Source organism: Hyphomonas polymorpha PS728, assembly GCF_000685315.1.
GTDB lineage: Bacteria > Pseudomonadota > Alphaproteobacteria > Caulobacterales > Hyphomonadaceae > Hyphomonas > Hyphomonas polymorpha.
In genome coordinates, this window is sequence record NZ_ARYM01000002.1 from 210,284 (window position 1) to 231,124 (window position 20,841).

Annotated in this window: 20 protein-coding genes; 13 read left to right on the top strand and 7 right to left on the bottom strand. The window is 63.0% G+C overall.

Annotation, left to right across the window (positions count from 1 at the left end):
• Positions 1–51: 51 nt before the first annotated feature.
• Positions 52–2,451, top strand: coding sequence for a sensor histidine kinase (locus HPO_RS02650; RefSeq protein ID WP_051612195.1), 2,400 nt, complete (start codon positions 52–54; stop codon positions 2,449–2,451).
• A gap of 3 nt (positions 2,452–2,454) precedes the next feature.
• On the opposite strand, the gene HPO_RS02655 is transcribed toward HPO_RS02650, so the two are convergent.
• The 5 genes from HPO_RS02655 to HPO_RS02675 form a co-directional block, all read right to left on the bottom strand.
• Complete coding sequence (locus HPO_RS02655; protein ID WP_035594091.1) at positions 2,455–3,054, bottom strand: histidine phosphatase family protein; 600 nt, start codon at positions 3,052–3,054, stop codon at positions 2,455–2,457.
• 3 nt (positions 3,055–3,057) lie between these two features.
• Positions 3,058–3,870, bottom strand: a complete 813-nt coding sequence (locus HPO_RS02660) for a 3-deoxy-manno-octulosonate cytidylyltransferase family protein (protein WP_035594093.1) — start codon at positions 3,868–3,870, stop codon at positions 3,058–3,060.
• A 15-nt stretch (positions 3,871–3,885) separates the two neighbouring features.
• Positions 3,886–4,332: a hypothetical protein gene (locus tag HPO_RS02665; RefSeq protein WP_035594094.1), complete on the bottom strand. Its 447-nt coding sequence runs from the start codon at positions 4,330–4,332 to the stop codon at positions 3,886–3,888.
• Between the two features lie 71 nt (positions 4,333–4,403).
• The gene (locus HPO_RS02670; RefSeq protein ID WP_035594097.1) at positions 4,404–6,542 is read right to left on the bottom strand and encodes a M56 family metallopeptidase; all 2,139 of its coding nucleotides are present in this window, start codon (positions 6,540–6,542) and stop codon (positions 4,404–4,406) included.
• Positions 6,539–6,904 carry a BlaI/MecI/CopY family transcriptional regulator gene (locus HPO_RS02675; protein WP_035594099.1) on the bottom strand — a complete coding sequence of 122 codons (366 nt, stop codon included), beginning with the start codon at positions 6,902–6,904 and terminating at the stop codon, positions 6,539–6,541. Before HPO_RS02675 ends, HPO_RS02670 begins: the two co-directional genes overlap by 4 nt.
• Positions 6,905–7,264: 360 nt before the next feature.
• Between HPO_RS02675 and HPO_RS02680 the strand changes: the two genes are divergently transcribed.
• Positions 7,265–8,242 carry an alpha/beta fold hydrolase gene (locus HPO_RS02680; RefSeq protein ID WP_233349237.1) on the top strand — a complete coding sequence of 326 codons (978 nt, stop codon included), beginning with the start codon at positions 7,265–7,267 and terminating at the stop codon, positions 8,240–8,242.
• Positions 8,243–8,407: 165 nt separating this feature from the next.
• On the opposite strand, the gene HPO_RS02685 is transcribed toward HPO_RS02680, so the two are convergent.
• A complete protein-coding gene (locus tag HPO_RS02685; protein WP_035594102.1) occupies positions 8,408–8,866 on the bottom strand; it encodes a MarR family winged helix-turn-helix transcriptional regulator in 459 nt (152 codons plus the stop codon).
• 95 nt (positions 8,867–8,961) lie between these two features.
• Here HPO_RS02685 and hppD point away from each other — a divergent pair, with 95 nt between their 5' ends.
• From hppD to HPO_RS02710, 5 genes are all read left to right on the top strand, one after another.
• On the top strand, positions 8,962–10,062 hold the full coding sequence (gene hppD, locus HPO_RS02690; RefSeq protein ID WP_157532636.1) for a 4-hydroxyphenylpyruvate dioxygenase: 1,101 nt from the start codon (positions 8,962–8,964) through the stop codon (positions 10,060–10,062).
• 123 nt (positions 10,063–10,185) lie between these two features.
• Complete coding sequence (locus HPO_RS02695) at positions 10,186–10,737, top strand: VOC family protein (protein ID WP_035594106.1); 552 nt, start codon at positions 10,186–10,188, stop codon at positions 10,735–10,737.
• A gap of 130 nt (positions 10,738–10,867) precedes the next feature.
• A complete protein-coding gene (locus HPO_RS02700; protein WP_035594108.1) occupies positions 10,868–11,878 on the top strand; it encodes a fumarylacetoacetate hydrolase family protein in 1,011 nt (336 codons plus the stop codon).
• 127 nt (positions 11,879–12,005) lie between these two features.
• Positions 12,006–12,713, top strand: a complete 708-nt coding sequence (locus tag HPO_RS02705) for a CoA transferase subunit A (RefSeq protein WP_035594110.1) — start codon at positions 12,006–12,008, stop codon at positions 12,711–12,713.
• Positions 12,713–13,339, top strand: a complete 627-nt coding sequence (locus HPO_RS02710; protein ID WP_035594112.1) for a CoA transferase subunit B — start codon at positions 12,713–12,715, stop codon at positions 13,337–13,339. The genes HPO_RS02705 and HPO_RS02710 overlap by 1 nt, the downstream gene beginning before the upstream one ends.
• Before the next feature lie 90 nt (positions 13,340–13,429).
• On the opposite strand, the gene carA is transcribed toward HPO_RS02710, so the two are convergent.
• Positions 13,430–14,587, bottom strand: a complete 1,158-nt coding sequence (gene carA, locus HPO_RS02715) for a glutamine-hydrolyzing carbamoyl-phosphate synthase small subunit (protein WP_084324112.1) — start codon at positions 14,585–14,587, stop codon at positions 13,430–13,432.
• Positions 14,588–14,775: 188 nt separating this feature from the next.
• Here carA and HPO_RS02720 point away from each other — a divergent pair, with 188 nt between their 5' ends.
• The 6 genes from HPO_RS02720 (at position 14,776) to HPO_RS02745 (ending at position 20,831) form a co-directional block, all read left to right on the top strand.
• Positions 14,776–15,243: a GatB/YqeY domain-containing protein gene (locus HPO_RS02720; RefSeq protein WP_035594278.1), complete on the top strand. Its 468-nt coding sequence runs from the start codon at positions 14,776–14,778 to the stop codon at positions 15,241–15,243.
• A 122-nt stretch (positions 15,244–15,365) separates the two neighbouring features.
• A complete protein-coding gene (locus HPO_RS19530; RefSeq protein WP_051612197.1) occupies positions 15,366–16,112 on the top strand; it encodes a PRC-barrel domain-containing protein in 747 nt (248 codons plus the stop codon).
• Positions 16,113–16,244: 132 nt separating this feature from the next.
• Complete coding sequence (gene dnaG, locus HPO_RS02730; protein WP_051612213.1) at positions 16,245–18,131, top strand: DNA primase; 1,887 nt, start codon at positions 16,245–16,247, stop codon at positions 18,129–18,131.
• A 71-nt stretch (positions 18,132–18,202) separates the two neighbouring features.
• A complete protein-coding gene (gene rpoD, locus HPO_RS02735) occupies positions 18,203–20,200 on the top strand; it encodes an RNA polymerase sigma factor RpoD (protein ID WP_035594118.1) in 1,998 nt (665 codons plus the stop codon).
• Positions 20,201–20,310: 110 nt separating this feature from the next.
• The gene (locus tag HPO_RS02740) at positions 20,311–20,550 is read left to right on the top strand and encodes a type II toxin-antitoxin system ParD family antitoxin (RefSeq protein WP_035594120.1); all 240 of its coding nucleotides are present in this window, start codon (positions 20,311–20,313) and stop codon (positions 20,548–20,550) included.
• Positions 20,547–20,831 (top strand): type II toxin-antitoxin system RelE/ParE family toxin, encoded by a 285-nt coding sequence (locus tag HPO_RS02745; RefSeq protein ID WP_035594123.1) that lies wholly within the window; start codon positions 20,547–20,549, stop codon positions 20,829–20,831. The genes HPO_RS02740 and HPO_RS02745 overlap by 4 nt, the downstream gene beginning before the upstream one ends.
• Positions 20,832–20,841 lie beyond the last annotated feature (10 nt).

Sequence of the window (20,841 nt, forward strand, 5' to 3'; positions counted from 1 at the left end):
GGAAAAGGTAGGCTGACTGTTTCCCGGAAGTAGCAGGCGTCAGGCTCCACCTTGGCAAGATCGCAGGCCCGTTCTCAGCTTACACCAGCTGCTGCCGCTGACACGGCTGCAGCAAAGGCGGAGGCACGCCGGCTGCGCGTTCTGGTTCCGCTGATCCTCGGGCTCCTCGCGCTTGCGCTCGGTCTCAAGGCCTGGGACGAGCGCCAGTCCGCCGAAGCCAGCCGCCTCATCCAGATCGAGAGCGAAGCCCGCCATCTGGCCGCGCGGATCGAAGCTGCGGGCAATGTTGCCATAACCGCCATTTCGATTGCCGAGGGCGGCAGTGTTCCGCGGGCTGAAACCGCCAGCCTCACGCCGGGCATTGATGCCATCGTTTCCCTGCGCGACGCGTCTCAATCGCCCGAAACCTCACGCCTTGGCGCGGGCGTGGCGGCCGCCAACCGGATGATGGAAGAAGGCGCCCTGATCGGCCTCTCGGCGCAGGGAGATATCGTCTTCCTGGCGGCGCTGGACGAGCGCAATCCCGTCATGGCGCTGACGCAGGCTTCCCAACTGATTGGCCAGCCGGGGGAGGGGGGCCGGATCACCCTGCTGGGCGAGGGGAACACGTTCGGAACCGGTGATGCGTCTCTGGCGGCTGCAGCGGCGGCGGGCGCGCCCCGTCCCCGGATCATCTCTGCGGGCGGCACACGCGCGGCAATCGCCTGCGCCCCGGCAGGCAGCGGCGCGCTGTCAGTCTGTGTCGCGGTCAGGCAGCCCCTCCTGACGCGGGCTGATCTTCTCAGCTTCGCGATCTTCGCCCTCCTGGTGGCCGCGCCCACCTTCACGCTGTTCGGCCTGTCGCGGCGGCTTTCCCTGCGCCAGCGGGAGATCGCGATCCAGGAAACCCGCAACGAGGAGTCCGACCGTATTCTCGGCCTCGTGATGCGCGGCGCGCGGGCGGGCTATTGGGAATGGTATCAGGGGCCGGGCGCCCTCTTCCTCAGTGAAGGGGCGGCAGATCTGGTCGGCATCGCCAGTTCAGGCCGCGTGGCGCTCGAGGAACTGCTCGACCGCGTGCCGGTGGAAAGCCGCAGCTATGTGAAGGAGGGCTTCTCCAAGGCTCGCAGCATCGGCTGGGTACATCTCACTTTCATTGCCCAGACCAGCCCGCTGCGCTGGATCGAAATGCGCGGCAGCGTCTCCACCGATCCTGTCACCGGCACGACTGTTTTCGGCGGCATCATGATGGACGCGACCGAGCGCAAGCAGGCCGAAGACCGGGTGAAGACGGCAGAGCGCCGTCTGCGCAACGCCATTGAAGGCTTCAACGGCCCCTTTGCTCTCTGGGATACGCGCAAGCGCCTGCTCTACTGGAACCGTGCCTTCGCGCTGGATTTCGGGCTGCAGGATACGCTGCGGCCGGGCATGAGCCATGACACGGTGGTGATCGCGCGGGCAGGGGCGGTGGCCAATGAACGCCGGTCCGAGGAAGACATGCGCACGACGATGCTCGCCCTGCGCAATGGCCGCTGGCTGAAGATGGTAGAGCGCGCCACGCCGGATGGCGGGCTGATCACGGTCGGCATCGATGTGACCGAGAATGTCCGCAATGAGGACGAGTTGAAGAAGCAGAAGGAAAAGCTGCGCCGCGCCGCGCTGGACCTTGAGCGTTCCGAAGGCCGCTCCAATGAACTCACCCGGAAATATTCCGAAGAAAAGGAAAAGGCCGAGCGCGCCGCGCTCGCCAAATCCGCCTTCCTGGCCAATATGAGTCATGAGCTGCGCACGCCGCTGAATGCCGTGATCGGCTTTTCGGAAATCATGACGAACGAGCTTGCCGGCCCGCTGGGCGATCCGTCGTACAAGGAATATGCCAAGGATATTCTCATGTCCGGCCAGCACCTGCTCGACATGATCAACGACATCCTCGATATGGCCAAGATCGAAGCGGGCAAGATGACCATCAGCCCACAGCCGATTGATCCGATCGATCCGGTGGACGCCGCCATGCGCATGATCCGCCGCAAGGCCGAGGAAAAGGCGATCCATCTTGTGCTCGAGGCCGAAGACAACCTGCCTGATATCGACGCCGATCACCGCGCCATCCGGCAGATGATGCTGAACCTGCTTTCCAACGCGGTCAAATTCACTGACAATGCCGGCACCATCACCGTACGCGTCGAGCAGCGGGGCACCGATATCTATTTCGGCGTCACCGATACCGGGATCGGTATTCCGCCCGAAGACCTGCCGCGCCTGGCCCAGCCTTTCGAGCAGGTGGCCAAGACCAAGGACCGCAACCATGAGGGCACGGGCCTCGGCCTCGCCCTCACCAAATCCTTTGCCGAGATGCATGGGGGGCGGATGCTGCTGTCTTCCATCTATGGTGAGGGAACAACGGTCGCCTTTGTGTTGCCGATCGGCGGGCCGTCAGCGCTCCGCTTCGATATCCAGCGGGATGTGGCCTGAGGATCAGGGGCGCTGGTTCCAGCTGAGCAGCTCGCTGCGGGCCGGTGTTACGATCAGTTCGCCCCAGGCCCCGGTCTTGAGTTTCCGGTCAAGCCCGGCGGGCATTTCGTCCACCACATCGGGCAGGAAGCGAGCGATGCCGTTGGAGGTAACGATCAATGCGTTGGCGTCTTCCGGCAACTTTGCCGCCCGCGCGAGCAGGGCACGCCAGCCGACGCGGAGGACGCCGGGGTCAACCTTCCAGCCCGGCGGGGGCGTGCCGTCGCGGTCCCAGGCTTCCAGCGCCGGGCCAAGCCGCGCAGCAACCACGTCTTCCGGCTGGTTTTCATCCGGGCCATAGTCGATTTCGGTCAGGAACGGCGCGATCAGCAGGGCCGGGCTGTCGCTCCGCTGGCTGAGGATCGCGCGGGCTGTCTGCCGGGTGCGCACCAGCGTGGAACACAGGGCAGCGGTGAAGCGCGTCCCGGCAAAGTGCGCCGCCAGATGGCGGGCCTGCTCGCGGCCAGAGACGGAGAGCGGCAGGTCCGTGCGCGCGCCGACACGGGTGACGGTATCGCCCTTGTCGAAGGTGTTGCCATGGCGGACGATAAACAGGCGGGCCATGGCTCAGGCTGCGTCCGGTTCGCCCAGTTCGGCCACGAGCCGCTCGGCAAGGGCAATATCCTCGGCCGTATCAATGCCGGGAATGGCGATCCGGCCGGGCTTTACCTCGACGGCCTGAACCGTGAACCCGTTCTCGATCAGGCGCAGCTGTTCCAGCCCTTCCAGCCGCTCATAATAGCTTTCAGGCAGGGCGCAGTAGCGCCGCAGCGTATCGAGACGGAAGCCGTAAAGGCCGACATGCTGGCAGACCGGCGAGAGATCGTTCAGCTTGCGGAGCTCAGGTTCCTTGCGGATGGCAGGCAGGATATTCTTGGAAAACCAGATCGCCTGGCCCTTGGGGTTTCTTACCAGCGTCGTACCGGAGAAGGCCGTTTCGGCCTTGTGGGCGCGCAGCTGGTCGAGCGCGGCCCAGCTCAGCTGGATATAGGGCGTGGCCGCGTCGGCGCCGGATTTCTCAAGCGCTTTGACGACAGCCACAACATGGGCCACGGGCGTGAAAGGCGCATCGCCCTGCAGGTTCACCACGAAGTCCGGGCTCATGCCAAGACCATCAACCGCGGCGAGAGCCCGGTCAGACCCCGAGGGCAGGGCCGGGTCGGTCATCACGACACTGATGTTATTGTCGCGGCAGTATTCGAGGATACGCGTGTCATCGGTGGCGACCACGCATTCGGTGCCCTTGCCGAGCTGGGCCGCAGCGCGCCGGGCAAGATCAGCCACGCGGCTTACCATCGTCTTGCCGGCGATCTTGGCCAGCGGTTTGCCCGGCAGCCGGGTGGAGCCATAGCGGGCGGGAACAACGATCAGGGTCTGCATGTCCGTATTCCCCGATCAGAGGCGGGGGGAGGATTGCAGCTGCCCGTCATTCTGCATGACCTGGACAAGCGCCAGGATCGGGCCGACCCATTGCAGCGAGGCTTCCGGCACGCCTTCATTGCGCAGGAACTGGGTGAAGGCCGGCACAAAATTCTCATGCCGCCCGCATTGCGCTATGGCTGAATTCAGTTCCGGCACCACAACGGTTTCAAAGCTGCGGGCAAAGCGCTGGATGTCTTCGGCCTTGGCCGCGAGGATCACGCTCTGCACCGGATCAACCCGGCCATCTTCGCGCGTCAGCCGGCGCAGATCATTGACGAGGCCGCGATTCTCCATGGCGAATTTGCCGAGGATACGGTCAGTGCGGTACTGCACCCATTCGGTGGTGCAGGGCTCGGGCTGGGTAGCGCAGGCGCCGAGTGAGGCAAGCGCCATGGCGGCCAGGGCAAAGCGGATCATCATGCAGGAGGGCCTCCGGGCGGTGAGCTTTTGCTCGACCCTAGCCGCAACTGCCGGGCGCGGGAAGCGCTGGTTCAAGCCGCGCCGCAGCTCTCCTCATTAAGGCGCAAGGCCGGGGAGAAGGGGAAGAGGCTCGTATGCTTCTCCTCACCCAGCAGATCCGCAGGAATTTCAGCAGGGGCCGGGGGCGCGGGTACGGCCTGCTTTTTGTCGCTGCTGGTTTTGGTGGAGAAGGTGAAGGTATGCTTGTTGCTGGCGGACGATTGCTGGCGGAATTTGGCTTTCTCCTGCTCGCTGAGGCCATCATTCGAATTGATGAACCCGATCGTCTTTTCCGTGCGCAGCACGTCCTTGCCTCCGGCAGCGCAGGCAATCTTCACGCTGTAGCCATCATCGGTCTTGCGCTCGACGATCCGGGTTTCACCTTCGGCCAGGTTGAGGGCGACGCACTCCTGGACCAGATCGGGGATCACCGAGGTGCGCGCTTCGACCCGGGCTTCGAAGTCCTTGCCGTAATAGCGCTCGACTTCGGCTTCGATGCGGGCCGCTTCAGCCTCGATCCGCGCGGCATTGGCTTCTATTTGGCGCTCAAGTGCCTCGGCGCGAACCTCGTTGGCCTTGTCCATACGGGCTTCAAGCCGGGCAGAGCGGGCTTCGATCTGAGCTTCCATCTCTGCGGCGCGCGCTTCGATCTGGGCAGCTTTAGCTTCCATGCGAGCTTCAAACTCCTCGGCCCAGGCATCGATTTCATCTTCGGACATGCCGGCGAAGTTCATCGAAATGCCTTCAAAGGCCGCTTGGGTGCCGAGGCTTGCGCCCATCATTGCGAGCTCGGTGCTGAGACGGGTGATCTCCAGGAAGTCCGGGTCCTTGCTCATGTCGGCGACGGCGCCGAGCACTTCCGGACCGGTGAGCTCGGCCACATCTCGTGCGATGCTGGCCGACAGGTCCTTGACCTCCGGCGGCACCGGCGGTTTGGGCAGGATGCCCTGCACCGGGTCGGTCAGGAGGACCACCTGGCGGTTGTCGATCTTTTCGCCGTCGAGCCAGAGCGTGCCATTCTGGATTTTGAGATCCTTGCGGTGGTTTTCTCCAGCTGCGGCCACGGAAGCCGTGCCTACCAGCGCCGTGGTGCCGAGGAGAACGGCGGCGCCAAATCCGATCCAGCGGCGGCGCGAGTCAGGGGCGGGATAGGACATCAGCTTCAGCCTTTCCTTGAGGGCGTGGGTGAGGGGCAGGCTGGTGGTCAGCGCAATGCGGGCTGGCATCTGCATCCGCACGGCTTTCACCAGCGTCGAGCCATAGGCATGGGGGCTGGCATGGCCGCGGCGCAGCACATCGGCGTCACAAGCCGCTTCCTGATCGGTGCGGAATGCCTGGCGGGCGATATAGGCCAGCGGGTTGAACCACATCAGGGCAAGGAAGATTTCGGATGCCTGCAGGGCCCAGAGGTCGCCGCGTTTCACATGGGTCAACTCATGCGCAATGGCGGCGCGGGCTTCGGTGCGGGAATAGTCTTCGGCAAACCAGGCGGGCAGGACCACAGCGGGGCGGAAGAGGCCGGTGACGAAGGGGCCGCTGGAGATCAGGCTGGTGACGATCCGCGGCAGCCGCTTGAGGCCAGCTTCTCGCGCCACTTCGATCGAGAGCGCTTCCAGGTGACCGGTCACCGGCTGGCCTTCGCGCTCTACCACAGCCATGAACTGCATGTGGGTGTAGAGGCTGCGGGCGAGCACATAGGCAACCCCGGCGAGCCAGACGGCAAGGACCGTCATGCCGGCATAGGCCAGAAGGTCTGGTGTTTCGAGGAGGCCCTGCAAGGGGGCGGGCGCGGCCAGGTTGACCGGTGCCTCGGTGATGACTGGTTGGGCAGCCGGGAGAATTTCGGCCGGGATGGCCGGCGCGGCGCTGCTGGCCATGGCCGAGGCGGCGGTTACCGTTTCATGCGCGGTGCTGGTGCTGGCGGTGACGGCGCCGCCATCGCTGGTCGCGGGAAGGCGGAACCAGCTGAAAAGGGAGGCCTGCACGTCATGCGGCAACGGCGGCAGGACCAGCCGGGCCACCGGCAGCAGCCAGAGGGCGTAGGCTATGCCGGCGCCGAAATGCCGGGCTACCGGCTTGCGGACCACAAGCACCAGGATGATCAGGAGCGTAACGGCCAGAGCCGCTTCAAGCGCATGAGCCAGATAGGTATCGGGAAGCTGGATAATCATTTCTTCAGCTCCCCCAGAAGCTTTTCGAGTTCGGCGATATCATCATGAGTAAGGCCGCGCGTGTCGGCGAGATGGGCGACCAGCGGAGCGGCGCGGCCGGAGAACACCCGGTCCACGAACTGGCCGGCCGCCTTGGCCTTGTATTCAGCCTCGTCGATGGCGGGGAAATAGAGATAGCGGCGGCCATCCTCACGGGTGGTGAGGGCGCCTTTCTCGACCAGGCGGGCGAGGAAGGTTTTAACCGTGCGGACATTCCAGTCTTTCCCGTCGCCCAGCTTCTCATGGACATCGGACGCGGCGAGACCGGGTTCCTCCCAGAGGACCCCCATGACTTCAAGTTCGGCGGCTGAGATCTGCATCATGGTAGGAAACCCCTGTCGACTACACACGTGGTCAATACGATTGACTACAAGCGTGGTCAATAGGGGGAATATGAAATCGGCGTAAGCTGCTTCCTGTCTGGGCGGCGCGGCTTCCCGTCCCTTCATTTCCGGGAAACGCTCTTGTAGAGTTTCTCCAGTCCGGTGTGTGCTGCTGGCGAGTCGTGTGGAGTAGAGTAACGTGAAGAAACCCGGCCAGGTGGTTGCGTCCTCCGCAGATATGCGGAAAGTCTGCAGGGGAGTGGCCGCAGGACACGGTCCATCGGTAAAGAGAGAAGAGAACCGGGAGGCGCGGGTGCTGGAGAATTTTGAAGCGGCGGCGCGCGGCGGAGATCGCAGCTGATGCGCCGGTTCCGCGAAGAGATGAAATCCGGCGGCGAGATGACCGGGATCGAGTTTGGCGATCCGATCAAGCCGTTTGCCGCCATCTGGATCCATGCGACCGGCTTCAACGCGATGACCTATCAGTCCCTTCTGGCGCCACTTGGCCTGCGCGCCCGGATCGGCGCGCTGGACATGCGCGGCCATGGCCGCACGACCATTCCGACCAAGGGCGGCCTGACGAGCTGGAACCGTTACCGCGATGACGTGATCGAGTTCCTGGAGAAGGAAGCGCCCCAGGGCGTAGTGCTGGGCGGGCATTCGATGGGCGGATGCGTGGCCCTGCTGGTGGCGGGCAAGCGGCCGGACCTGGTGAAAGGCCTCGTGCTGGCAGACCCGGTGATCCTTTCACGGAAGACCTATTTCTGGAACCATGTGTTTCCTCCCTTCAACTGGCTGTTTGCGCGCAACAAGATGGCCTCGCGCGCGAAGAAGCGCCGGGGCGAGTTCGGATCCTTCCCCGAGGCGCTGAAGTCTTACACCGGACGGGGCGCGTTCCAGTCATGGCGCGAACCTTTCCTGGCGGACTATCTGCTCGACGGGATCGACCGCGTGGACACCGGCCCGCAGGACGCTGATACCCAGCGCTGGGCGCTGACCTGCACGCCGAAATGGGAAGCCAGGACTTTTGGCGCGCAACGCCATGCGCCGTGGGCCGCGCTGAAGAAGGTGCGCAAGAACAAGATTCCCATCGTCATCATGCGGCCGACAAGGGATTCGGTGATTTCCGACAAGGTGCGTGCCCAGATCATCCAGCAGAACCCATCGCTGATGATGCGGGCGGTGCGCGGCACATCCCATTTCCTGCCGATGGAAGCGCCGTATGAAGTGCGCGACCAGCTGTCGGCCTTCATCGCCCGCCTGGTGGAGCGGCTGACCTTGGAGGAAGATGCGCCCGTGGCGCGCGGCCTGCGCCAGAGACGGCGCCGGGCAGGGTAGGCGGGCTTTTTCCGGCACACAGGGCCGGAGCGCGGTCCTTTGGGGCGGCCGGTTTTGCGTGACGCCGTTCTTCCGGCCGAGGGGCGCGAGCCCATCTGGTGACCGAGATCAGCAGGGTACGGAGTTCGATGTCCTGACATTGCGCGTTTGCTGCAGGTTTGGGCGTCACCAGAGGTCGCGGTCGGGGGAGGCGGTTTGGGCGAGTTTGATCATCAGGCGGGTGAGTTCGGCCTGTTCGGCCTCTGACAGCGCGGCGACGAGGCGGGCCTCTTCGGCTTTGGCGAGGGGAACGATCAGCTTGTAGACCTCGGCGCCGGCGGGGGTGAGGTAGAGGTTAGCGCGGCGGGCGTCATCTTCGGAGGGGCGGCGTTCGAGATACCCCATCTCGATCAGGCCGGCGACGGCGCGGCTGACGGCGACCTTGTCCATCTGGGTACGCTGGCCGATCTCGGTGGCGGAGATGCCGGGCGTGTCGGCGGTGACCGCCATGACGCGCCATTGCCAGATGGAGAGGCCGAACTCGCGGTCGTAAAGCTCCGCGATCCGCTGGGAGATGGCGTTGGAGAGCACCGACAGCCGGAAGGGCAGGAAGGTGGACAGGCGGAGCGGGGGAACTTCGGACATCGGAAACCCTGTTTGATCCATCACTTGCGGCGCGCGGCGATATTAGTTACATATGAAACTATATATTCCACACACGCAATATGGAGCCTTTTGCCATGGCTGATCTATTCGACAATCCCGCAGGTCTCGATGGATTCGAGTTCATCGAGTTTTCCGCCCCCAAGAAAGGTATTCTGGAGCCGGTATTCGAGACGATGGGGTTCACGAAGATCGCCCGGCACCGCTCCAAGGACGTGGAGCTGTGGCGCCAGGGCGGGATCAACCTGATCACCAATTATGAGCCCAAATCCGCCGCCTGGTATTTCGCGCGCGAGCATGGCCCGTCGGCCTGCGGTATGGGCTTCCGCGTGCGGGATGCCCGGAAGGCTTATGATCACCTTCTGGCACAGGGGGCAGAGCCCGTGCAGGTCGAAACGGGCCCGATGGAGCTGCACATTCCCGGCATCCGCGGCATCGGCAATTCGATCATCTACCTGATCGACCGGTATGACACCGGGGCGAACGAACTCTCCATCTATGACATCGACTTTGAATACCTGCCGGGCGTGGACAAGCGCCCCGTTGGCGCGGGCTTCAAGCTGATCGATCACCTGACGCACAATGTGTATGGCGGGCGGATGAAGTATTGGGCGGACTTCTATGAGAAGCTCTTCAACTTCCAGGAAATCCGCTATTTCGACATCAAGGGCGAATATACCGGCCTCACCTCCAAGGCGCTGACGGCGCCGGACGGGAAGATCCGTATACCGCTCAATGAAGAGGGCAAGGGCGGCGGCGGCCAGATCGAGGAATTTCTGCGGGAGTTCAATGGCGAGGGCATCCAGCATATCGCGCTGATCTGTGATGATCTTTATGCCTGCTATGACAAGCTGAAGACGATGGGCGTGCCCTTCATGACGGCGCCGCCGGCGGCCTATTACGAAATGCTCGATGGCCGCCTGCCGGGGCATGGCGAGGACGTAAAGGGGCTGCAATCGCGCGGCCTTCTTCTGGACGGGACGACCGAGGGCGGCAGCCCGCGCCTCCTGCTGCAGATCTTTGCGCAGGCGCAGGTTGGCCCGGTGTTCTTCGAATTCATCCAGCGCAAGGGCGACTATAAGGACGGCTTTGGCGAGGGGAACTTCAAGGCGTTGTTTGAATCGATGGAGCGCGACCAGATACAGCGCGGTGTCCTGAAGACGGAAGAAAAAGTATAATCCAGCCCTGAGCGCTCACCCTGAGCGAAGTCGAAGGGCGAGCGCGGGCTCACCAGTGTTCCGCCTGGCGGCCCACCCTTCGACTTCGCTCAGGGTGAGCCTCCGGGAGGACGGAGAAAGAAGATGACCACACCTAAACTTCGCGGCGTTCATCATGTCGCCTATCGCTGTAAGGATGCGAAGGAGACTGTGGAGTTCTACAAGAAGACGCTGGGCATGGAGTTCCAGCTGGCGATCGCGGAGGACCATGTGCCCTCCACCGGGGCATATGATCCGTACATGCACATTTTCCTCGATGCGGGGAATGGCAATGTGCTTGCCTTTTTCGAGCTGCCCGAGCAGCCCGAAATGGGGCGAGACGAGAACACGCCGGTCTGGGTGCAGCATATTGCGCTGCGGCTGGGCAGCCTTGAGGAGTTGCATGCGGCCAAGGCGCACCTTGAGTCGCTGGGCATCGATGTTCTGGGGCCGACGCATCATGGTATCTTCAAGTCGATCTATTTCTTTGATCCCAACGGGCACCGGCTGGAGCTGGCCGCAGACATCGGCACGCCGGAGCAGATGGCGCAGTTGAAATCGGTCGCCGAGCCGATGATCGAGGAGTGGAGCCAAACGAAGAAGGCGCCGAGGCATGCGGCCTGGCTGCATGAGAAGATCGCGGAAGAGACGAAGTAGGGCGCGCTTCCCCCCTGGGGGGCGCTCCGCTTCCCCGCTTGCAAAGATTTGAGAGGGCGCGCACCCTCACTCCCAACCCCCTCTCCCAGGGGAGAGGGGGGCTTAGAAGATTTGAGAGGAAACATTCCAGATGAAACTTGCCACATTGAAAAACGGCACCCGGGATGGGCGCCTTGTTGTTGTTTCCAGGGATTTGACGCGGGCGACGGACGCGGCGCGGATTGCGCCGACGCTGCAGGCGGCGCTCGACAAGTGGGAGATTTATGCGCCCCAGCTGGCCATGCTGGCCGAGCAGGTGGAGCTGGGCTCTGTGCCGACGTTCCGCTTCCATGAACATGACGCGATGAGCCCGCTGCCGCGCGCCTATCAGTGGGCGGACGGCTCTGCCTATATCAATCATGTCGAACTCGTCCGCGCGGCGCGGGGCGACAAGGTGCCCGAGAGTTTCTATTCCGATCCGCTGATGTATCAGGGCGGCTCCGATGGCTTCCTCGGCCCGCGCGACGCTATTCCTCTCAAAGACGTAGCCTGGGGCTGCGATATGGAAGGGGAGATCGCCGTCATCACCGATGATGTGCCCATGGGCGTCAGCGAGGCAGACGCGGCCAAACTCATCCGCCTCGTGATGATCTGTAATGATGTCTCCCTGCGCGGCCTCATCCCGGGTGAACTCGCCAAGGGCTTCGGCTTCTTCCAGGCAAAGCCCGCCAGCGCCTTTTCTCCCGTCGCTGTCACGCCCGATGAGCTGGGCGATGCTTGGAGGGATGGCCTCGTCCATCTCCCCCTGCGGGTGGACCTGAACGGCAAGCCCTTCGGCCGGGCGAATGCGGGTGTGGACGCCACGTTCAGCCTGCCGCGCCTTGTCGCCCATGCCGCGAAAACCCGCGCGCTGGTTGCCGGCTCGATCATCGGGTCGGGCACGGTATCGAACAAGGGCGCCGACGGCGGGGCGGGGAGGCCCGTGGCAGAGGGCGGGCTGGGCTATTCCTGCATCGCGGAAATCCGCATGATCGAGACCATCGCGGACGGAGCGGCGAAAACGCCGTTTATGAAGCCGGGAGACACCGTGCGTATCGAGATGTGCGACACGAGCGGGCATTCGATCTTCGGGGCGATCGAGCAGACGGTTGAAGCGGTCTGATCCGCTTTTCAACAGGTGTTGAAATTTGGCGCGGCCTGAGGCATTCAGGGCGCCGGAAATCATGATAGGGTTTGGCAGCGCCGGGGCATTCCCCCGCGCGGGCAGGCACAAGGGAGTGACGGGCCGGATGGCAAACAAGGTTTACAATTCGGCAGCCGAGGCCCTGGACGGCCTGCTGCATGACGGGATGCTGATCGCGGCGGGCGGCTTTGGCCTCTGCGGGATTCCCGAGCTTTGCATCGCGGCGATCCGCGACAGCGGCGTGAAGAACCTGACCGTCGCCTCCAACAATGCCGGCGTCGATGGCTTTGGCCTTGGCGTGCTGCTGGAGAGCCGGCAGGTGAAGAAGATGATGAGCTCATATGTGGGCGAGAATGCCGAGTTCATGCGGCAGTATCTTTCCGGCGAGCTGGAGCTGGAGTTCAACCCGCAGGGGACGCTTGCCGAGCGGATGCGGGCAGGGGGCGCGGGCATTCCGGGCTTCTACACCAAGACTGGCGTGGGCACCGTGATTGCCGAGGGCAAGGAACACAAGGAGTTCGGCGGGCAGACCTACATCCTCGAAGAGGGGATCTTCGCTGACCTTGCGATCGTGAAAGCCTGGAAGGCGGACACAACGGGCAACGCGATCTTCCGCAAGACGGCACGCAACTTCAACCTGCCGGCCGCGACCTGCGGGAAGGTGTGCGTGATGGAAGTGGAGGAGATCGTGGAGCCGGGGCAGCTTGATGCCGACGCGATCCACCTGCCGGGCATCTATGTGCACCGGCTGGTGCAGGGCAAACACGAGAAGCGGATTGAGCAGCGCACTGTGCGCAAGCGGGAGGCAAGCTGATGCCCTGGACACGCGATGATATGGCGGCGCGGGCCGCGCGGGAGCTGAAGGACGGGATGTATGTGAACCTCGGCATCGGGATTCCGACGCTGGTGGCGAACCATATTCCGGCTGGCGTGAATGTGACGCTTCAGTCCGAGAACGGCATGCTGGGCATGGGGCCGTTTCCCTTCGAGGGCGAGGAAGACCCCGACCTGATCAATGCCGGCAAGCAGACGATTACCGAGCTGCCGCAGACGGCCTATTTCGACAGCGCGACTTCCTTTGCGATGATCCGTGGCGGGAAGATTGCCATGGCGATCCTCGGCGCGATGGAAGTGGCCGAAAATGGCAACCTTGCCAATTGGATGATCCCCGGCAAGCTGGTCAAGGGCATGGGCGGGGCGATGGACCTGGTGGCGGGCGTTGGCCGCGTGGTGGTCGTGATGGACCACGCCAACAAGGCCGGCGAGAGCAAGGTGCTGAAAGAATGCACCCTGCCGCTGACGGGAAAGGGCGTGGTGGACCGGATCATCACCGATCTCTGCGTGATGGATGTGGTGCCGGGCGGGCTGAAGCTGCTCGAACTGGCGCCGGGCGTGACGGAAGACGAAGTTCGGGCGAAGACGGAGGCGACGCTGGTTTAATCGCTCGCGGCTGCTCGCAGGCTGAAGCCTGGGGCCGTCGTACTTTGGCTGTCCGCGTTAAGAAGAAGGCCGCCCGCGGGCGGCCTTTTGCTATTTGCCGCGATGGCCCCGCATCAGGCCGGCGAAGCGGTCGAACAGGTAGAAACTGTCTTGCGGGCCTGGCGAAGCTTCGGGGTGGTGCTGGACCGAGATGATCGGCTTGCCGGTGACCGAGAGGCCCGAATTGGTGCCGTCGAAGAGGGAGCGGTGGCTTTCTTCGACGCCAGCGGGCAGGGTCTCGGGGTCAACGGTGAAGCCGTGGTTCATCGAGACGATCTCGACCTTGCCGGTGGTGAGATCCTTCACGGGATGGTTTGCGCCGTGATGGCCCTGCGCCATTTTCTTGGTCTTCGCGCCGAGCGCCAGGCCGAGCAGCTGGTGGCCCAGGCAGATGCCGAGGATCGGCAGGCCGGAAGCGACGATGGCTCTGATCATCGTGCCGGAGCGCTCATAGGTCGCGGCCGGGTCGCCGGGGCCGTTGGAGAAAACGACGCCATCGGGTTTCAGGGCGAGGATTTGCTCGGCAGTCGCATCGCCATTGACGACCGTTGCGCGGGCGCCGGCATTGGCGAGGTTGCGCAGGATGTTCTTCTTCACGCCGAAATCGACCACGACGACATGGAACTCGGCATTGCTGAGCTTGTCGTGGCCGGTCTGCGGCTTCCAGAGGCCGTCGGTGTTTTCGTAGGCAGCGTCCTGGTCAACGACATCAGCAAGGTCTGCCCCGTCGAGGCCTTCCCAGCTTTTCGCCAGCTCCACGAGGGCGGCAAAGTCGATATTTCCATCTGGCTTGTGGCAGATGGCCGCCTTGGGCATGCCTTTTTCGCGGATGCGCTTGGTCAGCGCGCGCGTATCGACGCCGGAAAGGCCGATGATGCCGCGCTTTGCCAGCCAGCCGCCGAAATCATCGGTGGCGCGCCAGTTGGACGGCGCAGTGATCGGCTCGCGGAAGATGGCGCCGCGGGCCGCGTCGGCCGCAGCAGCGGTGGATTCTTCCTGATCGTCAGCATTTGCGCCGACATTTCCGATATGCGGGAAGGTGAAGAGGATGATCTGCGAGGCGTAGGAGGGGTCTGTCAGGATTTCCTGATACCCTGTAATCGCCGTGTTGAAGCACAGCTCCCCCACCTTGATACCCGTCGCCCCGGCCCCGAAACCCGCGAAAATCGTACCATCTTCAAGGGCCAAGGCACCGGTGGCTGAGTCCATATCTTGATTCCTGCTCATGGAAGATATACCTCTCGCCGCTGGCCTTGCTGGTTGACGCCGTTTTAACCGGTCTGGCTAAAACTCGGCCGCTTATTGGGGCTGACTCTCCGCACCGTCAAGCAAGGCGTTTGTCGCGGGGTGTAGAAAGGCATAGGACCGGCATGGGCCGTGAAGATATGACTGCCTGTATGGGACTCAAGTCCCGCATCCTTCAAGCACTCAAGGACGAATCTGCCCGGACGCAGAGCGAGATGCGGCTGAGTACGCTGCGCCTGGTGGAGTGCGCCATCCGGGACAGGGATGTCTGCGCGCGCGGGCGGGGCGAGGGCGAAGGCTGCCCGGACGCCGATGTGCAGCGCGTGCTGCTGACGATGGTGGCCCAGCGCGAGGAAGCCGCCAGCGAGCATGAAGAGGAAGGCCGCATCGCCGATGCTATCCGCGAACGCGAGGAAGTCGAGATCATCAAGGCTTTCCTGCCCCAGCCGCTGTCGGGCAAGGCGCTGGATATTGCCGTGCGGCAGGTGGTTGAGGATCTGGGCGCGGCCAAGCTGAAGGACCTGGGCCGCTGCGTGACTGAGCTGAAATCGCGCTATCCGGGCCAGATCGAGGCGGCCAGCGCGGGTAAGGCCGTGCGCACCGCGCTCAGCAAGGGCTGAGCGGCCGGCGAGGGCGGCCTCGCCCCATTTCCGCCCTGAGTCTGAAAAGTCGGCAATGTGGGGGAACAACTCTTCGCAGGGTCCGTTGGTGGGACATCTACCCCCATCGAAAGGACAAACCCATGAAGACCCTTCTTGCTACTGCCAGTGCCTCTGTCCTGCTGCTTGGCGCAGCCGCTTGTTCGCCGGCTGAAGGCCCGGCCGCCACCAATGGCTACGAAACCCGCGGTCCGCAGGTTGTCGAGTATGACGACCAGACCATGGACACCGCCAGCGTGAATGAGCGCACCGATCTGGATTCGGTTCGCGCAGAATACCGCCTTGCTCAGGGCGAGATGGAAGCTTCCGACCTGATCGGCGCATCGGTGCGCAATGGTGCTGACGAAGAAATCGCGACGGTTGCCGATGTTTACCTCGGTGAAGATGGGGCTTCGCCTGTGATCCTGATCCGTGATGGCGGCGTTGCCGGCGTCGGCGGTGAGCTGCGCCAGATCGCTTTCAACACCGCGACCGTGACGGCGCCGGCCGATCAGGAGCCTGAAGTGCTGGTCCAGATTGCCGAAGAAACCATCGAAACGCTTCCCGCCTTCGAACAGGACGGCATGAATGACTACCGCCTGGCTTCGGAAATCATGGGCGCCACGACCCCGGTTTCCTTCCGCGAGGATGATGTCCGCATCACCGACCTGATCCTCACCAACTCCGGTGAACTGCGCTATGCCGTGATTTCGCCGAGCCTGGCCTCCACCGACCAGTTCGTGGTGCCGGCCAACGCCATCCGCGTTGCTGAAGGTGACGGCGAAGGCGATGTGATCCTGGACATCGATCAGAGCGAGTTCGACGAAGCGCCGATGTATCGCTGGGAGTAAGATACGTCCTGCCCCGTTGAACCAGGAGGGCCCTGCCGCAAGGCGGGGCCCTTTTCTTTTGGGTGTTGTATTTTGTGGGCGGATGCCAATCTCCGGTGCCCGGCGACGAACAAAGATGGTATTCTGGCCTTTATGTCATCTGCTCCCCCCATTCGCATTCCTGATGGCTTCGTCGAGGAGCTGAAGGCCCGCATCCGGCCTTCGGATGTGATCGGGCGCAAGGTAAAGCTGACCAAGAAGGGCAAGGAGTGGGTGGGGCTGTCCCCGTTCACCGCCGAGAAGACGCCAAGCTTCTATGTCAACGACCAGAAGCGCATCTTCAAATGCTTCTCCTCCGGCATGGGCGGGGATGTGATCAATTTCGTGATGGAGACCGAGCGGCTCTCCTTCATGGAAGCGGTGGAGAAGCTGGCTGAAGAGGCGGGGATGGCGCTGCCCAAGGCGAGCCCGGCAGCGGCAGAGGAATATGACCACCGCAAGCGGCTGCAGGCGGCGTGCGAGGCGGCGGCGGAGTTTTTCGAGGAGCGGCTGCGTGCGCCTGAGGGCAGCGGCGCGCGCGCCTATCTGGAGGGCAGGGGACTCAGCGCTTCAAGCTGGAGCAAATACCGGCTGGGCTATGCCCCCGACGACTGGCGGCGGACACGGGCGCATCTGCACGAAAAGGGCTTTACAGACAGCGAGCTGCTGGAAGCGGGCATCATTAAGGAAAGCGACCGGGGCGGCGAGCCCTATGACATGTTCCGCGGGCGCCTGATGTTTCCCATTCCCGATGCGCGCGGCGGGATCATCGCCTTTGGCGGCCGTGCGCTGCAGCCCGATGCCAAGCCGAAATATCTCAATTCCGGCGACACCCCGCTCTTTCACAAATCGACCGTGCTCTATCGCTACAAGGCGGCGCGCGAGGCGCTTGGCCATGGCGAAGGCGGCGGGCTGATCGTGGCTGAGGGCTATATGGACGTTATCGCCCTCTGCGAGGCGGGGTTTGGCAATGCCGTTGCCCCGCTGGGCACGGCGCTGACCGAAGACCAGCTGCAGCTGATCTGGCGGGCAGGGCCCGAGCCGGTGATGTGTTTTGATGGCGACCGGGCAGGCCTTGGCGCCGCCTATCGCGCGCTCGACCGGGCGTTGCCCTTTGCCGAGCCGGGGCGGTCTGTGTTCTTCGTGCTGCTGCCGGACGGGATGGACCCTGACGATCTGATCCGCGCGAAGGGGGCGGGGGCAATGGCCGAGCAGCTTGCCGCGCGCCTGCCGATGTCGGAACTCCTGTGGCGGCGCGAGCGGGATGCCGAGCCGCTGGATACGCCCGAGCGGCAGGCGGGGCTGGAGGCGCGGCTGATGGCGGCGTGCGGGCATATTCGCCATGCGGGGGTGAAAGCGGCCTATGAGCGGGATCTGAAGTCGCGCCTGCGGGATTATCTCTGGCAGCTGCGCGAGGCCAAGCGCGCGGCGAATTACCAGAAACGCCCCGGAAAGCCGGGACGGCCCGGTTCGGCACAGATTCTCTCCGAAGGCGAGCCCGCCCAGGAAGTGCTCAAGCAGGGCGCGCGGGAGAAGATTGGCGGGCTGAGCCTGGTGCTTCGCGCCATCGATAATCCGGGCCTTCTGGCCATTGGGGCGGAGATGCTTGCCCAATGTGCATTCGCCGATGCGGATGTCGTTCGCCTGCGCGATGCAGTTCTTGACCTGGCAAATGACGGAATCCCCATTGACCGCGGGACAATCACCGCCCATCTAGCGAATTCTGGGAACATACGTGCTGCCGGCTTGCTCAAAGATTATCCCGTAACGCCTCAGATAGCGACCAATGGGTCCGAGGCTCGGGAATGGCTAATCGCTCTGGAGCAATATGTGGCGATGCGGCGTTCCAGCGACCAGGAGACGGGCTTTGGCACGGATAGTGCGAGCGCGGACCCTACGCTGTCCCCGCAAGAATGGCGGAGGCAGCTACAAAAGGTTGCTGAACGACAGGCTCTAAAGGTCCGCATGAACGAGGCATCCAGTAAACGCAGCGATAGCTGAGCGGTAAGGCGAGAGGCACTGGCATGGCGGCCCTGCAGAGGCTGCCGGACCGGACGGGAGATAGCTGAGATATGGCGACAGCCACCAAGAAGAAAAAGAACACTGCCGGCGACGGCGAGGGCGAAGATGACAAGGACAACGAAAGTGGTCTGGTCGATTTTAACGCCACAGACGTCAAAAAGGTTCTGAAGCGCGCCCAGAAGCGCGGCTTCATCACCCATGACGAGATCAACCAGCTGCTGCCGGACTCTGACATGAGCTCTGACCAGATCGAGGACGTGATGTCCCAGATCTCGGAAATGGGCATCGCGGTCGTCGAGACCGAGGAAGAGGCCGAGGAGCAGGGCAAGGCGCTCACCAAGATCGAGGACAAGAAAGTCGTCGCCAAGAAGGGCAATGCCCGTGGCAGCGACCGGACCGACGACCCCGTGCGGATGTATTTGCGCGAGATGGGCGCGGTGGAGCTTCTCTCCCGTGAGGGCGAGATTGCGATTGCCAAGCGCATCGAGGCCGGCCGCGACGCCATGATCCGCGGCCTCTGCGAAAGCCCGCTGACCTTTGAGGCCATGATGGTGTGGCGCGATGAGCTCATGAATGAGCGCATCCTGCTGCGGGACCTGATTGACCTGGAAGCGACCTATGGCGCGGAAAATCCGCCGCCCGAGCCCAAGGTGATCGAGGAAAAGGCGCCCGAGCCGGTTCCCGCCAAGGGCAAGCGCCGCTCTGCCGAAGAGGTGGACGAGGTTGAGGCCGAGCGTCTGCGCCAGCAGCAGCAGGAAGAGGAAGAAGAAGACGACGCGGTTGCGATGTCTATGTCGGCGATGGAAGGGGAGTTGCGCGAAGGCGTGCTCGCCAAGCTCGACGAGATCGCCGAAGCCTTTAGCCGTTTCCGCAAGCTTCAGGACCGCCTGCTGACCCGCCGGATAGAAGGCAAGGACCTGACGCCCAAGGCGCAGCTCGAATATGACGAGCTGTCACTGGCGATCGTGGAAAATCTCAAGACGATCCACATCAACAATGCCCGTATCGAAGCCCTCGTCGAACAGCTCTACGCCATCAACAAGAAGCTGATGGGCCTGGAAGGCAAGCTGATGCGTCTGGCCGATGCACACGGTGTTCCGCGTAAGGAGTTCCTGCAGAACTATATCGGCAGCGAGCTTGAGCCGGACTGGGCCGAGCGTGTGCGCGAGATTTCGGCGAAGTGGAAACGCCTCGTCGATGGCAAGGGCGAAGAAGTCCAGGAAGTGCGCGACGAGATTTCCGAAATCGCGCAGGAGATCGGTATTCCGATCGACGACTTCCGCCGCATCGTGCAGACCGTGCAGAAGGGCGAACGCGAGGCCCGCATCGCGAAGAAGGAGATGGTGGAAGCCAACCTCCGTCTCGTGATCTCGATTGCCAAGAAATATACCAATCGTGGCCTTCAGTTCCTGGATCTGATCCAGGAGGGCAATATCGGTCTGATGAAAGCGGTCGACAAGTTCGAATACCGGCGCGGCTACAAATTCTCGACCTATGCCACCTGGTGGATCCGTCAGGCCATTACCCGCTCCATTGCGGACCAGGCCCGGACAATCCGTATCCCGGTGCACATGATCGAGACGATCAACAAGATCATCCGCACCCAGCGCCAGATGCTGCACGAGATCGGCCGCGAGCCGACCCCGGAAGAACTGGCCGAAAAGCTGGGCCTGCCGCTGGAGAAGATCCGTAAGGTTCTGAAGATCGCGAAAGAGCCGATTTCGCTGGAGACCCCGATCGGGGACGACGAGGATTCAAACCTCGGCGACTTCATCGAGGACAAGATGGCGCTGCTTCCGGTGGACGCGGCCATCCAGTCGAACCTGCGCGAGACGACGACCCGCGTGCTCGCCTCGCTCACTCCGCGTGAGGAGCGTGTTCTGCGGATGCGCTTCGGCATCGGCATGAATACCGACCACACGCTGGAAGAAGTCGGCCAGCAGTTCAGCGTGACCCGCGAACGTATCCGCCAGATCGAGGCGAAGGCTTTGCGGAAGCTGAAGCATCCGAGCCGGTCGAGGAAGCTGCGAAGCTTCCTGGATACCTGATCTGAAATAAAAAGGGCGGCCCCACGGCCGCCCTTTTTGATTCCCGCCCTCTATCTTGTTTTTGGCAAAGTTTGCCATTAACTTAGCTGCACGCCAAGAGGAGCCCCGCCATGGCCACGATGAACATTTCTCTGCCTGATCAGATGAAAGCCTGGGTCGAGGCGCAATCTGCCGATGGCAAATACGCCAATTCCTCCGACTTGATCCGCGACCTCATCCGCCGCGAGCAGATCAAGCAGGAGAAGATCGCGGCGCTGAACGAGAGGATTGAGGAGGCGTATGCGAGCGGCTTCTCAGGCAAGTCCATTGACCAAGTGATGCAGGATGCCTGGAAAGCCGCCCAGTCTTGAACATCGATTTCTCCCGGGAGGCGGAGGCTGATATCGCGGCCATAAACCGTAATGGCATCCGTCTGTTTGGTGTGCAACAAGCTCAGAAGTATGCCACAGAAATGGCGGAAGCATTCCGTTTTATTGCCGAATATCCGCTCGCCAGCCCTGTCAGAAATGAGCTTGATCGTCCGGTCCGCGTTCGGCTATTTGGATCACATGTGATCCTTTATGAGATCAGGGAAGAAGTGGCGTTGATCCTGCGCATCCGCCATGGTCACGAAGATTGGTCTGCGGACTAGTAGGATAGCA

Bases quoted from the DNA above. Each gene is read 5' to 3' on its own strand.
- HPO_RS02655 (WP_035594091.1), bottom strand. From the start codon at position 3,054: ATGGCCCGCCTGTTTATCGTCCGCCATGGCAACACCTTCGACAAGGGC.
- HPO_RS02660 (WP_035594093.1), bottom strand. From the start codon at position 3,870: ATGCAGACCCTGATCGTTGTTCCCGCCCGCTATGGCTCCACCCGGCTG.
- HPO_RS02665 (WP_035594094.1), bottom strand. From the start codon at position 4,332: ATGATGATCCGCTTTGCCCTGGCCGCCATGGCGCTTGCCTCACTCGGC.
- HPO_RS02670 (WP_035594097.1), bottom strand. From the start codon at position 6,542: ATGATTATCCAGCTTCCCGATACCTATCTGGCTCATGCGCTTGAAGCG.
- HPO_RS02675 (WP_035594099.1), bottom strand. From the start codon at position 6,904: ATGATGCAGATCTCAGCCGCCGAACTTGAAGTCATGGGGGTCCTCTGG.
- HPO_RS02680 (WP_233349237.1), top strand. From the start codon at position 7,265: ATGCGCCGGTTCCGCGAAGAGATGAAATCCGGCGGCGAGATGACCGGG.
- HPO_RS02685 (WP_035594102.1), bottom strand. From the start codon at position 8,866: ATGTCCGAAGTTCCCCCGCTCCGCCTGTCCACCTTCCTGCCCTTCCGG.
- hppD (WP_157532636.1), top strand. From the start codon at position 8,962: ATGGCTGATCTATTCGACAATCCCGCAGGTCTCGATGGATTCGAGTTC.
- HPO_RS02695 (WP_035594106.1), top strand. From the start codon at position 10,186: ATGACCACACCTAAACTTCGCGGCGTTCATCATGTCGCCTATCGCTGT.
- HPO_RS02700 (WP_035594108.1), top strand. From the start codon at position 10,868: ATGAAACTTGCCACATTGAAAAACGGCACCCGGGATGGGCGCCTTGTT.
- HPO_RS02705 (WP_035594110.1), top strand. From the start codon at position 12,006: ATGGCAAACAAGGTTTACAATTCGGCAGCCGAGGCCCTGGACGGCCTG.
- HPO_RS02710 (WP_035594112.1), top strand. From the start codon at position 12,713: ATGCCCTGGACACGCGATGATATGGCGGCGCGGGCCGCGCGGGAGCTG.
- carA (WP_084324112.1), bottom strand. From the start codon at position 14,587: ATGGACTCAGCCACCGGTGCCTTGGCCCTTGAAGATGGTACGATTTTC.
- HPO_RS02720 (WP_035594278.1), top strand. From the start codon at position 14,776: ATGGGACTCAAGTCCCGCATCCTTCAAGCACTCAAGGACGAATCTGCC.
- HPO_RS19530 (WP_051612197.1), top strand. From the start codon at position 15,366: ATGAAGACCCTTCTTGCTACTGCCAGTGCCTCTGTCCTGCTGCTTGGC.
- dnaG (WP_051612213.1), top strand. From the start codon at position 16,245: ATGTCATCTGCTCCCCCCATTCGCATTCCTGATGGCTTCGTCGAGGAG.
- rpoD (WP_035594118.1), top strand. From the start codon at position 18,203: ATGGCGACAGCCACCAAGAAGAAAAAGAACACTGCCGGCGACGGCGAG.
- HPO_RS02740 (WP_035594120.1), top strand. From the start codon at position 20,311: ATGGCCACGATGAACATTTCTCTGCCTGATCAGATGAAAGCCTGGGTC.